The organism is Citreicella sp. C3M06 (assembly GCF_018860705.1).
Taxonomy (GTDB): Bacteria; Pseudomonadota; Alphaproteobacteria; order Rhodobacterales; family Rhodobacteraceae; genus Salipiger.
On sequence record NZ_JAHKQA010000075.1, the window covers coordinates 67,814 to 82,974 of the forward strand.

13 protein-coding genes and 2 pseudogenes are annotated in these 15,161 nt (G+C 63.9%); 5 read left to right on the forward strand and 10 right to left on the reverse strand.

The features are described from left to right. Nucleotides 1-12: 12 nt before the first annotated feature. The 6 genes from ptsP to KO516_RS17915 all read right to left on the reverse strand — a co-directional run bounded on the left by ptsP (nt 13) and on the right by KO516_RS17915 (nt 6,703). Complete coding sequence (gene ptsP / locus KO516_RS17890; RefSeq protein ID WP_216005156.1) at nt 13-2,247, reverse strand: phosphoenolpyruvate--protein phosphotransferase; 2,235 nt, start codon at nt 2,245-2,247, stop codon at nt 13-15. A gap of 144 nt (nt 2,248-2,391) precedes the next feature. Then, nucleotides 2,392-3,630 carry an aspartate kinase gene (locus tag KO516_RS17895; RefSeq protein ID WP_216005157.1) on the reverse strand — a complete coding sequence of 413 codons (1,239 nt, stop codon included), beginning with the start codon at nt 3,628-3,630 and terminating at the stop codon, nt 2,392-2,394. A 112-nt stretch (nt 3,631-3,742) separates the two neighbouring features. After that, on the reverse strand, nt 3,743-4,381 hold the full coding sequence (locus tag KO516_RS17900; protein ID WP_216005158.1) for an SDR family oxidoreductase: 639 nt from the start codon (nt 4,379-4,381) through the stop codon (nt 3,743-3,745). Beyond that, nucleotides 4,381-4,800 carry a DUF1178 family protein gene (locus tag KO516_RS17905; RefSeq protein WP_216005159.1) on the reverse strand — a complete coding sequence of 140 codons (420 nt, stop codon included), beginning with the start codon at nt 4,798-4,800 and terminating at the stop codon, nt 4,381-4,383. The genes KO516_RS17900 and KO516_RS17905 overlap by 1 nt, the downstream gene beginning before the upstream one ends. Nucleotides 4,801-4,850: 50 nt before the next feature. Continuing rightward, nucleotides 4,851-6,059, reverse strand: coding sequence for a 3-deoxy-D-manno-octulosonic acid transferase (locus KO516_RS17910; protein WP_216005160.1), 1,209 nt, complete (start codon nt 6,057-6,059; stop codon nt 4,851-4,853). Nucleotides 6,060-6,118: 59 nt separating this feature from the next. After that, entirely contained in the window at nt 6,119-6,703 is a 585-nt protein-coding gene (locus tag KO516_RS17915) for an HNH endonuclease (RefSeq protein WP_216005161.1), read from the reverse strand. 250 nt (nt 6,704-6,953) lie between these two features. On the opposite strand from KO516_RS17915, the gene KO516_RS17920 reads away from it, so the two are divergent. After that, on the forward strand, nt 6,954-7,751 hold the full coding sequence (locus KO516_RS17920) for a VOC family protein (RefSeq protein WP_216005162.1): 798 nt from the start codon (nt 6,954-6,956) through the stop codon (nt 7,749-7,751). 135 nt (nt 7,752-7,886) lie between these two features. On the opposite strand, the gene KO516_RS17925 is transcribed toward KO516_RS17920, so the two are convergent. Next, a complete protein-coding gene (locus KO516_RS17925) occupies nt 7,887-8,273 on the reverse strand; it encodes an excinuclease ABC subunit B (RefSeq protein ID WP_216005163.1) in 387 nt (128 codons plus the stop codon). Between the two features lie 234 nt (nt 8,274-8,507). Here KO516_RS17925 and KO516_RS17930 point away from each other — a divergent pair, with 234 nt between their 5' ends. From KO516_RS17930 to KO516_RS17940, 3 genes and pseudogenes are all read left to right on the forward strand, one after another. Continuing rightward, complete coding sequence (locus KO516_RS17930; RefSeq protein WP_216005164.1) at nt 8,508-8,792, forward strand: hypothetical protein; 285 nt, start codon at nt 8,508-8,510, stop codon at nt 8,790-8,792. Between the two features lie 262 nt (nt 8,793-9,054). Then, nucleotides 9,055-9,453, forward strand: a complete 399-nt coding sequence (locus tag KO516_RS24805) for a hypothetical protein (protein ID WP_216005165.1) — start codon at nt 9,055-9,057, stop codon at nt 9,451-9,453. Nucleotides 9,454-9,516: 63 nt separating this feature from the next. Beyond that, nucleotides 9,517-9,861, forward strand: a pseudogene (locus KO516_RS17940) (transposase); the annotation flags it as partial. Between the two features lie 57 nt (nt 9,862-9,918). Here KO516_RS17940 and KO516_RS17945 read toward each other — a convergent pair. Beyond that, nucleotides 9,919-11,841: an acyltransferase family protein gene (locus tag KO516_RS17945; protein WP_216005166.1), complete on the reverse strand. Its 1,923-nt coding sequence runs from the start codon at nt 11,839-11,841 to the stop codon at nt 9,919-9,921. After that, nucleotides 11,841-12,950, reverse strand: a complete 1,110-nt coding sequence (locus tag KO516_RS17950) for a glycosyltransferase family 2 protein (RefSeq protein ID WP_216005167.1) — start codon at nt 12,948-12,950, stop codon at nt 11,841-11,843. Before KO516_RS17950 ends, KO516_RS17945 begins: the two co-directional genes overlap by 1 nt. Before the next feature lie 236 nt (nt 12,951-13,186). Between KO516_RS17950 and KO516_RS17955 the strand changes: the two genes are divergently transcribed. Continuing rightward, nucleotides 13,187-15,004: an ABC transporter ATP-binding protein gene (locus KO516_RS17955; RefSeq protein WP_216005168.1), complete on the forward strand. Its 1,818-nt coding sequence runs from the start codon at nt 13,187-13,189 to the stop codon at nt 15,002-15,004. Between the two features lie 42 nt (nt 15,005-15,046). Here the strand turns inward: KO516_RS17955 and KO516_RS24360 are convergent. After that, nucleotides 15,047-15,161: pseudogene (locus KO516_RS24360) on the reverse strand (IS5/IS1182 family transposase); the annotation flags it as partial.

Below are 15,161 nucleotides of genomic sequence, written 5' to 3' on the forward strand. Positions count from 1 at the left end.
TGGCGCAAGCGCTCAGCCTTGCGTTCGCAAGAAGCGCATGACGTCGTCGCGGACGGATTGTTCGCCTCGAGCGCGGGCTTCGCAGATCACATCGTAGAGCCCATCAAGATCGGTGCGCATGATCAGGCTCTTGACCGGCCCGATGGAGGCCGGGCGCATCGACAGACGCCGCAAACCGATCGCCGCAAGACAGACCGCTTCGATCGGACGTCCGGCATCCTCGCCGCAAAAGCTCAATGGCGTTAGGGTATCCGAGCAGCGCATCACAATGTTCTCGAGAAAGCTCAGGAAGCTCACGTTCAGCGTATCGTAGCGGCGGCGCACCCGTTCGTTCTCGCGGTCGGCGGCAAAGAAGAACTGCTTGAGATCGTTGCCGCCGATGGAAATAAACGCCACGTCCTCGAAGAATTTGGTTGGCGCATAGGCCAGCGACGGGGTTTCCAGCATGGTGCCGATGGTCACGGTCTCGGGGACCGGGTGGCCAAGCTTGCGCTCGATGGCAAGAGCCTTGCCCACCTCGGCGCGCGCGGCGGTGAATTCCTCGTATTGCGCCACGAAGGGGAACATCACCGTCAGGGCCCGCCCGCCAGAGGCACGTAGCAAGGCTTGGATCTGCATCCGCATCACGCCGGGCTTGTCGAGCCCGACCCGGATCGCCCGCCAGCCAAGCGCCGGGTTCGGCTCGTCGTTCGGCTTCATGTAGGGCAGAACCTTGTCCGACCCGATGTCGAGCGTGCGAAAGATCACCGGCTTGTCGCCGGCGCTGTCCATGACGCGCTTGTAGACCTCGACCAGCTCGGTGCGCTTGGGCATCTTGTTGCGGATCAGGAATTGCAGTTCGGTGCGGAACAGCCCGACGCCTTCCGCACCAGACGAGATCAGCGACGGCAGATCCGCCAGAAGCCCCGCGTTCATGTACAGATGCACGCGCTTGCCGCAGGTCGAGACCGCGGGCTTGTCGCGGATCGAGGAATACCGCTCCTGCGCCTGCGCCTGCATCGCGATCTTGTCACGGAAGGCGCTGACGATGCTGTCATCCGGGCGCAGGTGCACCATGCCCTGATCGCCGTCGACCATGATGTGATCGCCGTTCAGCGCCTCGGTGGTGATGCGTTCGGCCTGAATCACCAGCGGGATCGCCAGCGCCCGCGCCACCACGGCGGCATGGCTGCCGACAGAGCCTTCCTCGAGCACGATGCCCTTGAGTTTGCGACCGTAATCGAGCAGTTCTCCGGGCCCGATGTTGCGCGCGATCAGGATTGGATCGGCGGGCATTTCGGCACCGGTTTCGGCACCCTGTCCGGTCAGCAGCCGCAGCAGGCGGTTCGACAGATCATCCAGATCATGCAGCCGCTCGCGCAGGTACTGGTCGGTGACCTGACTCATGCGGGCGCGGGCGTTGGATTGTTCCTTCTCCACCGCCGCTTCGGCGGAGAGGCCAAGGTCGATGTCTTCTTCCATGCGCCGCCGCCAGCCTTTGGAATTGGCAAACATACGATAGGCTTCAAGCACTTCAAGCTGCTCGCCGCTGGTGCCTGTCAGCATCTCGTCGACGCTGACGCGCAGCTTCTCGATGGCTTTGTCGAGCCGCCGGCGCTCGCGCTCGGGGTCGTCCGAGACCAGATTGGTGACCACGACCCGCGGTTCGTGCAGCCATGCGTGGCCTTCCGTGGTGCCTTCTTGGCCGCTGAGCCCGCGCAGCAGGCGCGGTTGGGTGTGGCGCGCCTTGAGCGCGGCGCCTTCTCCGATGAAGGCGCCCAGCTCGGCCATTTCCGCCAGCACCATGGCGATCACTTCCAGCGCATAGATCTCGTCCGAGGTGAATTCGCGTTTGGCCTTGGTCTGCAATACCAGCACGCCCAGCTTTTCGCCAAGGCGCTGGATCGGCAGGCCGAGAAAGCTGGAAAACACCTCTTCGCCGGTTTCCGGCATGTAGCGAAAGCCGCGTTCGGAGGGGGCGTCGGCGGTGTTCATCATCTTGCCGGTGCGGGCAACGCGCCCGACAAGACCTTCGCCCAGCTTCATCCGGGTCTGGTGCACCGCCTCTTTCTTCAGGCCTTCGGTGGCGCAAAGTTCCAGCGTATCGGAATCGCGGAAGAGATAGATCGAGCAGACCTCGGAGCCGATGGAATCGGCGGTCAGATGCACGATCTTGTCGAGCCGTTCCTGACCCGCAGCCTGTTCGGCCATGGTGTCCCGAAGACGGCCCAGCAGCTTGCGGCTTTCGCTTTCGGAACGGTCGATCATGAAACGGTTTTTCCCAGTCCTGTTGCCCCTCAGCTATAGGCGACGGGCGGGGGCGAGGGGAAGGAGAAACTCGGATCAACCTATGCGGGAAAACCGTTTTTGTCCAATGGTCAGGGGCGCCGCCACAGACGGCGCCCCAAGAGGTCAGGATGCCTTGTCGAGATCGAAGGCGTGGTGCAGCGCCTGCACCGCCAGTTCCATGTATTTGCGTTCCACCAGAACCGAGATCTTGATCTCGGAGGTGGTGATCACCTTGATGTTGATGCCCTCCTCGGAGAGCACCTTGAACATCTTGGCGGCGACACCGGTGTGCGAGCGCATGCCGATGCCCACGACCGAAATCTTGCAGACCTCGGTATCGGCGACCAGCTCGCTGAAGGCGATGTTGCCCGCTTCCATAGCGGCCTTCAGCGCCTTTTCGGCGCGCGCCACCTGATTGACCGGGCAGGAGAAGGTCATGTCGGTATGGCCTTCGTCCGAGATGTTCTGGACGATCATGTCGACATTGATGCCCGCCTCGGAGAGCGGGGTGAAGATGCCAGCGGCGATGCCCGGACGGTCTTCGACCGCCACAAGGGTCATCTTTGCCTCGTCGCGCGAATGGGCGACCCCGGAAACGACGTTCAGTTCCATGATTTCCTCCTCGTCGCAGACCAGGGTTCCGGCCTCGTCCGATTGTTCCTCGAAGCTGCTGAGCACCCGCAGCTTCACCTTGTAGCGCATCGCCAGTTCGACAGAGCGGGTCTGCAGCACCTTGGCACCCAGAGAGGCCAGTTCGAGCATTTCCTCGAAGGCGATCTTGTCAAGCTTGCGCGCCTTGTCGCAGATCCGCGGATCGGTGGTGTAGACGCCATCCACATCGGTATAGATGTCGCAGCGCTGCGCATCGAAGGCGGCGGCGAAGGCGACGGCGGTGGTGTCCGATCCGCCCCGGCCCAGCGTGGTGATGCGCCCTTCGGGCGAGATGCCCTGAAAGCCTGCAACGACAGCGACCTTCATGCCCTCACCGAACTTGCGGGTGATATTGTCGGTCGGAATGTCGACGATGCGCGCCGAGCTGTGCTGGCTCGTGGTCACCAGTGGCACCTGCCAGCCCTGCCAGGATCGTGCGGGCACGTCCATTTCCTGCAACGTCAGCGCCATCAGCCCGGCAGTGACGTTTTCGCCCGACGACACGACAGCGTCATATTCGCGGGCGTCGAACAGCGGCGAGGTTTCCTCGACGAAGCCGACAAGCTTGTTGGTCTCGCCCGACATGGCAGAGACGATCACGATGACGTCGTAGCCCTTGGCCACCTCGACGCCAACGCGTTTCGCTGCGCGCCGAATGCGGTCGAGCGTTGCGACGGACGTGCCGCCGAATTTCATCACGAGAACGGGCATGAAGCACCCTCCGGGTGGTCCTGAATCAGCCGGGGTTTACGCGGGGGGCGGGGATTGCGCAAGAGGCTCAGCGCGTTGGTGTTGCGCCGAGAGGACCGCCGGTTGCGGCGGATTAGTACGGGTGGGGGCGGCCATCCCAGCACTCGAAGCATCCGGTGCTGGCAAGACTGAGCGCCGACAGGCGGTCGGCAAGGCCGCTGGCGGATTGCTGCGGCGTGATGTCTGCTGCGCCGCCGCCCATGTCGGTCTGCACCCAGCCGGGGTGATAGATGCCCACGGCCACGCCTTGCGGTGCAAGATCGGTGGCAAGGTTGCGCCCGAGGTTCAGCGCCGCCGCCTTCGAGGCCCGGTAGATGTAGCTGCCGCCCGGTGCGCGGGTGTCCGACGCCATCTGCGACGAGATGATCATGATCTTCGGGGTTTGCGCCTGTTTCAGCAGGGGCAGCATGGCCTGAACCGTCAGGAACACGCCGGTGACGTTGACGGCAAAGCTGTCGGCCCACATCTGTTGCGGGTAGCCGTCGATGGACTGCCCCTTGTCGAGGTAGACCCCGGCGTTGCAGATCAGCGCATCAAGCGGCGCGTCGATAGCCTTGGCAAGGCTGGCGATCGAGCCCGGATCGGTGACGTCCAGCGGTGCGAGGCCCGCGTTGTTGCGGGCGGTGCCGGTGACGTCGTTGCCGCGTGCGGACAGTTCGGCGGCCAGCGCCGCGCCAATGCCACGGTTCGCGCCGGTGATCAGGATACGCATCAGTTGTTCTTTCGTTTCGGGCGGAAGGGAAGGGGGGCAACAGGCACGCCGTCTTCGATCAGTTTCCTGGCCTCGTCGCCGCGGGTTTCGCCCCAGATTGCCCGCTTCGGGCTGTCACCCTCGTGCATGGCGCGGGCTTCGCGGGCAAAATCGCGGCCCACGTAATCGCTGGTTTTTTCGAATTCGGCCTGCACCTCGCGCAGCGCCTGTTCGGCGGGCGAAGCTGGCGCCGACAGCGGTGCATCGCGCTCGGCTCCGGCGCTGACGCGGGGCGCCATCAGATCCTTGTTGACCTCGGCGCTGCCGCAGACCGAGCAGGTCACAAGCCCGGCGGCGTGCAACTTGTCGAAGGCGCTTGCGGATTGGAACCAGCTGTCAAAGCGGTGATCCTGCGCGCATTTGAGGTTGTAATGGATCATGGCTGTGGCTCGATGCTACTTATGAATATCTAATGTTTCGCACGCGTTATTCAAGCGCGGGGCGCCGGGGGAAGCCACTGCACCAGCGCATTGGTGAGGGTTTCGGCATCTGCTTCGGGGCGCAGCGTGGCCTGCGCCTTGGCGCCCATCGCGGCTTGCGCCTGTCCGCTCAGCTGCGCCAGCGCCGCCGCCAGCGTTTGCGCATCGCCTACGGGCAAGGCGGCCTCGGCGGCGCTCAACCGGGCGAAAGGGGCGCGAAAATTGCGCAGGTCAGGGCCGTGGATCAGCGCCGCGCCGTAGGCGGCGGGCTCGTATGGGGTGTGGCCGCCCCGGTCCGTCAGGGTGCCGCCGATGAACACCCGCCCGGCCAGCGCGTAGAACAGCGGCATCTCGCCCAACGTATCGGCGATGTAGACATCCGCCTCGGGCGGCTCTCCCAAGCTGCGCCGCGCGACGCTCAGCCCCCGTGCCTGTGCCAGCGCCGCGATGTCGCTGGCGCGGTGTGGATGGCGCGGCGCAAGGATCAGCCGCAAGCCCGGCTCTGCCGCGCGGGCGGCAAGGTGGGCATCAAGCACCACCGCGTCTTCGCCCTCATGGGTCGAGGCGGCAAGCCATGTGGCGTGGCGGTCAAACCCGGCCGGCGCCGGATCGCTCATGGCTTGCGGCACATACAGCGCCTTGAGGTCGACCACCGGCCCGGCGGCACCGTCCGGCAGCCCGGCGTCACGGTAGCGCGCCCGCGAGCCGTCATCTTGCGCCGACACCCACGCAAGCCGCCGAAGCAGCCGCCGTTGCAGCCCGCCGAACAGCCGCCAGCCACGGGCGGTGCCCTCGCTCAGCCTGCCGCCCATGATCAGCACAGGGCCGGGGCAGCGCAGCACCCGGTGTGGCCAGAGTTCGGATTCCATCGCTACATGGGCGCGCACGTCCCAGTTTCGCAGGAAGCGCCGCGTCACCCACCACAGGTCAAGCGGAGCCAGCCGCGCCGCCAGACCCCAGCTTTGCGCCAGCCGGACGCCGGTGGCGGAATTGCAGGTGATCACGATGGGCAGGTCGGGCCGGGCGCGACGCAGCGCATCTAGAATGGGCCGGGCCGAGGCCAGTTCGCCGTTGGACGCGGCGTGCAACCACAGATGCGGGCCGGCATCGGCGGCCCCGCGCGCCAGCCGGTCGCGCAGCGCGGGCCAGTCGCGCCGCAGCGCAAGACGGCCAAGCACCAGCGCGGCAAAGACCGAAACGAGCAGGCGATAGAGAAACATGGCATTCCCGGAGTGACAGCACGCAGGGGCTTAGGGCAGCAGCGCGCGGCGGGCAAGCCTCAGGCGTCGAGCACGGCGTCCCAGTACAGGTAATCCATCCAGCTTTCGTGCAGGTGCCCCGGCGGGAATTTGCGCCCGACATTCATCAGCTCGGACGCGCTGGGCTGGCGCGGCGGCTTGCGCAGGCTCATGTTTGCGCGGCGCAGCGACTTGGACCCTTTGCGCAGGTTGCACGGCGCGCAGGCCGCCACGACGTTTTCCCAGCTGGTGATGCCTCCGCTGGCGCGCGGCACCACGTGATCGAAGGTCAGATCGCCCTTCGATCCGCAATACTGGCAGCGAAATTCATCCCTCAGAAAAAGATTGAAGCGCGTGAATGCCACGCGCTTCCTTGGTTTTACATAATCTTTGAGCACCACCACGCTGGGGATTTTCAGCGTCATCGACGGGCTTCGGACGATCTCGTCATATTCGGCGATGATGTCCACCCGGTCTAGGAAAGCTGCCTTCACCGCCTCTTGCCATGGCCATAGCGACAGGGGGTAATAGGACAGCGGCCTGAAATCCGCATTCAGCACCAGCGCCGGATGATGTCGCAGCGCCGAAGGTTCCCTGACAAAGTGCGTTCTGAAGTCGCCAATCATTGATCGAGTCTTTCCTGCCCTGTCTGCCCGTACATGGCACCAGGGCGGGGAGCCCGCCCCAGCGTCAAACCACTATATCCTGCGCTTGATATCTGGCAAGCCTCGCAACCTTGAGTGGCGTGCTTCTTGCTACCGCATTTGCGTAAAGCTCATGTGACAGGCGAAATCGCCGATTCCGCATGGCAAAGGCGTGACGTTGCACGGGTTTGCGGGCAGGGTCGGCGGCGATATGCCTCTGAAAGGACAGCCCATGAGCCGCCGCATCGACCATCTTGTCTTCGCCGTCCGCGATCTTGACCCGGTTGTCCGCCTGTACGAGCGCCTTGGGTTTCGTGTCGGCGCGCGCAATCGCCACCCTTGGGGCACTGAAAATCGGCTCGTGCAGTTTGGCTCGTCGTTTCTGGAATTCGTGGCGGTGGGCGATGCGGCGCTGATCGAGCCGCACGCGCCGGGGCGCTTCAGCTTCGGGGCCTTCATGCAGCAAGCCATCGCCCGGCGCGAGGGGCTGGCGATGCTGGTGCTCGATAGCGACGACGCCTGCGCCGATGCCCAGCGTTTTGCGGCTGAGGGGATCGGCGCGTTCGAACCGTTCTTCTTCGAGCGCAAGGGTCAGCGCGCCGATGGCAGCGAAACCCATGTCGCCTTTACCCTCGCCTTTGCCGCGCAGGACTCGCTGCCTGAGGCCGGGTTCTTTACCTGCCAGCAGCATTTTCCCGGTGCGTTCTGGTCTGCGGACCTGCAGCAGCACCCGAACGGGGCGCGCAATGTCAGCGGCGTTACGCTGGGGGCGCAGGACGTTGGCGCAACGCTGAGTTTTCTCGGGCGCTTTGCCGGGGCGCAGGCCGCCGATGGCAGCGTGCCGCTGCCGGGCGCTGCGCTGACGGTGATCGAGGCTGAAACCCAGGGCTTTGCAGGCTACCGGGTCGCGGTGGACGATCCCGGCGCGATGATCGCGCGGCTCGAGGCGGAGGGCCTCGCCTTTCGCGAAACGCAGGCAGGGGTCGTCCTCTCGGCCTTTGGCGCAGAGATCGAGTTTGTGCCGGGGTGATGCGGGCAGCCAGCGTCCCATGCCAAAACGGGGCCGCCGCCTTGTGGGGTTTGGTTCGCCCTCGGTTGGGGGGGCTCATGCGGGGGCAGGGGGGGCTTGAGCCTCTGACTTTCGATGGCGCATCGGCAAAGCGGCTCACTCCGGCGCGGGATAGGTGGCCCGACATTGCGCCGAATCCCGGGCGGCCTCGCTGCGCAGCACCGGCAGAGCGCGCTGTAGCTCGCGATCGCGCGCCAGAAGCGCGGCGCGGTCGACCGGCTCGCGGCGGGTGACCGGCTCGGTCCGGCTGTCCCAGCAAGCGTAGCGCCCGCCCCCCGGTCCGCGGCAGGTGGCAAGTACGCGGTGGCGTTCGTACCGGGTCTCGAAAGTGTAGCCGCGCGCCAGATCTGCCGCGATCCGCTGGCGTTCCTTCATCGCCGACCGCCATGGCCCGGCGGCGGCATTGAGGCAGGCCTCGCGCGGGGTGGCGCAGGCGGAAAGCAACGCAAATGCGGCGATGGTAAGGGTCAGTCTGGGGCTCATGGTCTGCATCCTCGGGGCGGGTCAGAGACTCTGTGCGACCTTCATGCCCGACAAGCCCGCTTGCTGTCCATGAGGGGCAACGCGCAACGCGGCACCCCGGGGATGCGTCTGGCCAGGAACGCCAGATTACCGGAACGGCGCAAGATTACACGGAACAATCTTATAAGGGTCATCGTTGTGTGAACAATCGCGGCGTCGACGTGGCGCGCGCAGCAATTACCAAGGAGAGACTTGATGAAGACCGGAGCCGCAGTTGGAATTGCCGTTGTTGCCATCGCTGCCATTGCCTTTGGCGCCTACATGATCGATTTCGATGTGACCGAAGAGGGCGCGTTGCCCGATGTCGATGTCTCGGTCGAGGGCGGCGAGCTGCCCGAGGTGGACGCCGAGGTTGGCTCGATCACCACCGGCACCACCACCGAGACCGTCGAAGTACCGGATGTCGATATCGACGTCGACACCGAGGAGGCAGAGGTCAAGGTTCCGACCGTCGATGTGACCCCACCCGCTGACGATTGATCCGTTATGGTAACGAGTGCCGCTGTTATTGCCTGGAACGCGTTGCCAAAAGGCGTTCGAAGCGAGCCTTGAACGTAATTCAAGCTGGTTCGACCAGCTTGGTACGAGGTCTGACGTCGGACCAGGAATGGGCGTTCTTTGAACGGCTCATCTTGGCTTCCGGCGCTCAGAACGGGCGCAAAACCTATCAACTATCGTCTTGCTCTCGATGGGGTTTTCTGGATCGAGCGAACTGACGGGACTCGCCCGAGGAATTTGTTCAGTGATCAAGCCTCTACCGGCAGTTCCGACGCTGGCCGTTGGCGGGTTGTGGGAGGACCTCATAGAGGCACTGAACCAAAGTGGGGCGGCGGCGGGCGCCCTTCAAATGATCGACAGCATAGTGATCCCTGCCCATCATCGGGCAGCGGGTGCAAAAGGGAGACACCACGACAGGGTTTTGGCTGCGCCTTTTGTCAACATGACCGAACGAGTGACCACGGCTTCTTGTTTAGGGCACCTAGATTTTCCAGGGTTTGCTGATGTTCACTTCAGCCGCAGCACGATCGCCGCGAGGGAGGTGAATGGGCTGGAGCTTTCGTCAGTTTTGCAGCAGCGCATGGCTATACAATTGTATTACTTAAACTTTTCGAACAAGTTCTCGAGCAGGTACCGCGACTAGGGTCAGGATGCATCGGTTTTCTGCGGACGGCATGATTCACGGCTTCGAAGACGCAGCTGTGACATGAACACTCTCTACTGGCCGACCGACGCGGGGATGGCACGCTTGGCCCTTTCTTCCCCAAGCCTAATGGCAAACCTCGCGTTCACTGCCCGGCAGAGCATTGCGCAGCAATCTCCCGAGAGGGATGACAGACGGGTTCTGAGCGGGATTATCTTCATCAATCGCAATGGTTTGCGTTGGCGAGATGCGCCGAAGGCGTATGGTCCGCATGAGGCGCTCTACAGCCGGTGGAAAGGTTGGAGCGGGAAAGGCATCTTCGCCCGGACGATGGCAGGGCTGGCCGCCGAGCACGGCGAAGATAAGACTGTGATGATCGAGGCGACATATCGCAACGCCCATCACAGCGAGCGGGGCGGCCAAGCGTCGGTCAGTCGATCTGTGCTACAGAGCCCCGGCGCGCCCTCAGGCAAAGGTCTGTGGGTGCCGTGATCGCTGCGCAAGCCGCAGGATCCCTCGCCGCACGGGCGTCTCGAAGGCGTGAAACGAGATCCACGCTACGATCAGGGTCCCAACCGACGCCACGACAAAGGTCACAGGGCCGGGCGTGGCGCCAAGATCCCGGTTGAGCACCGCATAAAGCACCCAGTGATAGACGTATGCGCCGTAGCTGATCCTGCCGATGGCCGGAAGGATGGCTTCGCCGATGCTTAGCCGCCCGTTCTGGCCTGCGGCGATCAGCGCCGCGAATGGCACGATCGACAGGAAGATACCGAGGTGGCGCAAAATCCTGTGCTCTGCAAAAACCTCGGGGAAGGCCATCACCGCACAGACCGGCGACAGAAACAGGCCAGCCCTGTAGAGGAGAGGTACGCGCACCACTGCCAGCAGCGCCCCCATGGCAAGCGCGTCGATTTCACCGAATGGCAGCACCCGCCACGGCTCTTCCATGTTCACCATCGCAAGCCCCGCCCGATAGGTTGGCCCGGCCAGAATGCTCAGGCACATGAAGGGCACAAGCGCGCGCGATGGCAGGGCAAGGATGAAGAATGGCCAGATCAGATAGAACTGCGCTTCGATGTTCAGCGTCCAGAAATGACCCAGCGGCCAGACGATGCCCCAGTCTCCGGCTCGCGCAATAACAAGATTGGTCAATTGCAGTAGGTGCCATTTCCAGAATTGCGACGCCCCATCGAATCCCAGCCATATCGCCAGTAGCACCCCGAGCACGAATGCAGGTGCCAGTCGCGAGGCCCGCCTGAGGTAGAACTCGACCAGTGGCGGTTTTGTAAGCAATTGGCGCGTAATGAGAAATCCGCTCAGAACGAAAAAGATGCGCACCCCGGCATGGCCGATTGCCGTGTCGACCAGCCAGAAATGTTGCAAAAGCACCAAAAGCAGCGCCACCGCCCGGATAGAATCAAGCTGCGGGCGATAACTGGATTGCGGGGAAGGCGGCACGGCCTCGCGACGCTGAGTCAGATAACTCGAAGCACCGGCAAGATTGTTGCGCAGGACCTTCCAATGCGACAGATCGAGACTTGGCGCGAATTTGCGGCCTCCGAAAAGCTCGAATACCGCGCCGCGGCACGTCCAGTAGAAATGCCGCAGAAGCCACGGCGCGCCGACGTGGCGGGCATAAAGCGCGCCGTCGCCGTAGGCATAAGACGATGCCAGCCGCACGATATCCTCGCGGGTGCGGCGGCCATGCGCATGGGCCACGCGCATGTCGGGAAAACACTGGACCGGAATACCGGCCCGGTGGGCGCGCACGATGATATCGGTGTCGTCAGAGGCCCGGAACCGCGCTCCGGCCCCGAACCTGCGGTCGAATCCGCCGATCTTGTCCAGCGTGGCGCGTGTCATGACAAGATTGCAGCCCTGCACAAAGCCGCCCGGATGGCGCGTGACGGTATAGGTTTCGGGGCTGTCCAGCAGCCGGATGGTGAAGGGCTGATCCAGCGGGTCGGCCAGATCGACGCGGCCGCCGAACAGCACCGGCACCGTGCCATCCCATGCGCCGGGACTGGTGCCCAGATTCTTGCGCAGATCGTTGAAGTACTGCGCATCCATCAGGCAGTCATCGTCGATAAAGACAAGAATGCGCCCCTTGCCATGCGCAATCGCCACGTTGCGCGCCCGCGCCAGACCGGGCAGATCCTCTGCCACGAAGGTGACGTTCGCCGCATCGGCGAATTCGTCGCGAAGGATGCGTTCCACTGGATTTAGCCGGTTGCCAAGATCGTTTTCCACCACGATGACCTCGACCGCGATATCTGGCGACTGGGCGCTTGCGGCACGCACAGAGCGCAGGCACTGCAGGGCGGCAGCCGCGCGGTTGCGCGTCGCGATGAGAACACTGACGTCCGGGATCATTGCCTGCTGCATCAGACCTCCGGCGCTGACGAGAGCGTCTGGTTGAACCCCGGAACCAGATCGACAGCGGGGCAGGTCTTCAGGAAGGACCCGATGTCGTCGATCTGCCGCACCCGCCGGTAGGCGCTGTCGCACAGCCCCGACAGCATCGGCGCCGCCTTGATCAGTGGCCATTCGCGCCGCCTGACAAGGGACCAGCCGTCGCAGCCATCCAGAAACGCCGCCACATTGGCGATCTTGCCGTTGAACATCATGTGCGAGTAGAGAAAGTAAAAGATCGTCCGCCGTGCGAGATCGAAGGCAGGGCGCTCGGTCTCGGGTTGCGCCGGGGCCAGCCGCGCCAGACGGCAGATCAGATCGGCGCCGAGCGCGGCGGTCTGCGGCCCCGGCGCATCAACCAGATTGTCTATCCCGGTTCCGCTTGCCTGCGGGTAAAAGCGGCGCAGATTCTCTTCGAGAATGCCGACATGGGATTGTGTCATTGTTCTGGCCCTAAGCCGCGACACGCTGCCCGGATGCAGCCGATAGGCCAGTTGCGGTTCGACAAGCTGGCGCAGGCGCCCTTGCTCTGCCACGCGGCGGAACAGGTCGAAATCCTCGGCGCAGGGGTAGGCATTGTCATAATGCAGCTGATCGCCCATCGCCTCGCGGTCGATCATGATGGTGGGGTGGCGCAGGCTGGTGAAGAACCGGCTGGCGATGGCCAGATCCCGCGGCTCTGACAGAATGTCGGCGCCCGCGCGCGACACCCGCCCGTTGGCATGCATCGTGACGAAATTGGTGCCGCAGATCGCCAGACCGGGATCGACGGCAAAGGCCGCAAGCTGGGCTTTGAACCGGCTTGGGAAACAGATGTCATCCGCATCCATCCGGGCCAGAAACCGCCCCTGCGCCATCGCGATCGCCTCGTTCAGCGTCGCGATCAGGCCGCGATTCTCGCGTCGCGTCACATGAAAGCGCGGGTCTGCCGCCGCGTGTGCCGCCAGCATGTCGCCTGACCTGTCGGTCGAGCCATCGTCAATCGCGATGACCTCGAAATCAGCGAAACTCTGGGCGGAAAGGCTTGTCAGGGCTTGGGAAAGAAACTTTTCTGAATTGAATACGGGCAGAAGAACACTCACTAACGGCGGCAACAATATTTCCTTTCGCGATCAACAAAAGACAAGATAACCTTTCAACACCGACGATCCGGCAGCCGCACCTGCTGCACCCTAGGCGGTTGGTCTTCAGTTCAGGCGTGTGAGTATCAAACTGTGAATATGGCGTATCAGTCCAAAGATCCCGATCCCCGAGCGAAACCAAGATCGACGATAGCATACGATTCCGGCTCGTCTTCCAGAATCTGCGCTTCTCCGCGATGATGAACCTGTTTTACTGGCGATCAGGTCGCCTTTGTCTGCACCCTGCGCTTGAGCCGGTGCTCGCAAAGGCGCTGCCATGGTTTCCGCTGGTGTTCGTGCTGGGGCTTCTGGGCACCGCGCTTGAGGGCATGGGAATAGGGCTGCTCATTCCCTTGCTTGATCTGGTGGCGGGTCACGACAAGCCGCTGCCGGCGGTGCTGGCGCCGTTTGGCCGGCTGCTGCCCGAGAATGACAGGGGCGTCGCCATCGGCCTTGTCATTCTGTGTCTGATCCTTCTCAAGAACCTTGTTGCCTATGTGAACACCAACCTTCTGGCGTGGATCTATGGCCGGTCCGGCCACGTGCTGCGCCAGAAGATCGGCAACGACCTGCTGCGCGCCGACAGCCGTTTTCTGATGACCGCGCCGCCGCACCGGCTGCTGAACGTCATCTCGAACGAAAGCTGGCGGGCGGCTGATGCGGTTGGAACGCTGTTTTCCATTGCTGTCAGCGCCGCGGCCTGCATCGCCTTGCTGACCTTTCTGCTGCTGCTTTCGCCGCCCCTGACGGCGGCGCTGGCGGTCGGCCTCGCGGGCGTGCAACTGCTGGTGCATCTTGCCACGCGCCGGGTGGCCGCGCTTGGCGCTGTGGTGACCGCTGAAAACCGCCGCCTCGCCGCGCGGATGCTGCATATCGTCGAGGCGTGGCGGCTGATCCGTCTGTACGGACGGCAGGCGCACGAGATGGAGGATTTCGCCCGCGCATCCGATTCCGTGCGCCGGGCCGTGTTCGCGGTCAGTCGCGCGCAGGCGTTGCTGGGGCCGCTGACCGAGATCGCCTATGCGCTGCAATTCTTTGCCATCGCGCTGATTGCGTGGTCACTGGGTACGCCGTTTTCGGTGGTCATCGCCTTCACCGTGCTGCTGTACCGGCTTCAGCCGCAGGTGCGCCAGATCCAGAACGCGCTGGTCTTGCTGCGCGGCTGGACCGGATCGCTCGACGAGGTCAGCTGGCTGGTGCAGACCACGCAGCACACGGGTCAGGACGCGCCGACCGTTCGCGTCGAAGGGCCGCGGTTGCGGCAGTCGCTGCGCTTTGAACAGGTCTCTTTCCGCTATCCGGGGCCGGGCGAAAAGGGGGCCGGGCTCGATACCATCGACCTTGAGATTCCGGCGGGAAAAAGTGTTGCGCTTATCGGCCGTTCAGGCTCGGGAAAATCGACCATCGCGGCGCTGATGTGCGGGCTGATCGCCCCGGACAGTGGCCGCATCGTGCTGGATGGGCGCGACATGCGCGAGCTCGATGCCTTTGACTGGCGCGAGAGGGTGGCGGTCGTCGGCGCCGAGCTAGAGCTGGTCGAAGGCACCATCGCCGACAATATCCGCTACGGGCATCCCGGTGCCACCGATGTGCAGATCGAGGCCGCCGCGCAGGCCGCCGACGCCGCCGGGTTCATCGCCGATCTGCCCGCCGGATATCGCAGCGAGGTCGGCTATCGCGGGCACAACCTGTCCGCTGGTCAGAGGCAGCGTATCGCCCTGGCGCGGGCGCTGGTGCGCCAGCCCGATCTGCTGATCCTCGACGAGGCGACCAATTCGATGGATGTGCTGTCCGAAAGCGCGATCCTGGCGATGCTGGCGCAGCAGCAGCCGGGCCGCACGGTGGTGGTGATCAGCCACACCGCAAGCGTGATCCGCGAATGCAGCGACTATTTCCTGCTCGACGGGGGGCGGGTGGTCGCGAACGGCCATGCGGCGGACATCGATGTGGACCGGCTGAGCGCGGTCTTTGCGGGCCAGCCTGCGGATCCCCCCAATCGTGTCAGCACCATTTGAAGCGCCCGGGCCTTTGCCTGCAAGGTCTAGGGGCAGGATTGATAACCAGTAAATGACGAGAGCTGCGAGGGCGATGGCTGAGAAGAACACCTTGGGGCATCGGTCATAGCGTGTGGCGACGCGGCTCCAGTCTTGGAGCCTGCCGAACATGATCTCG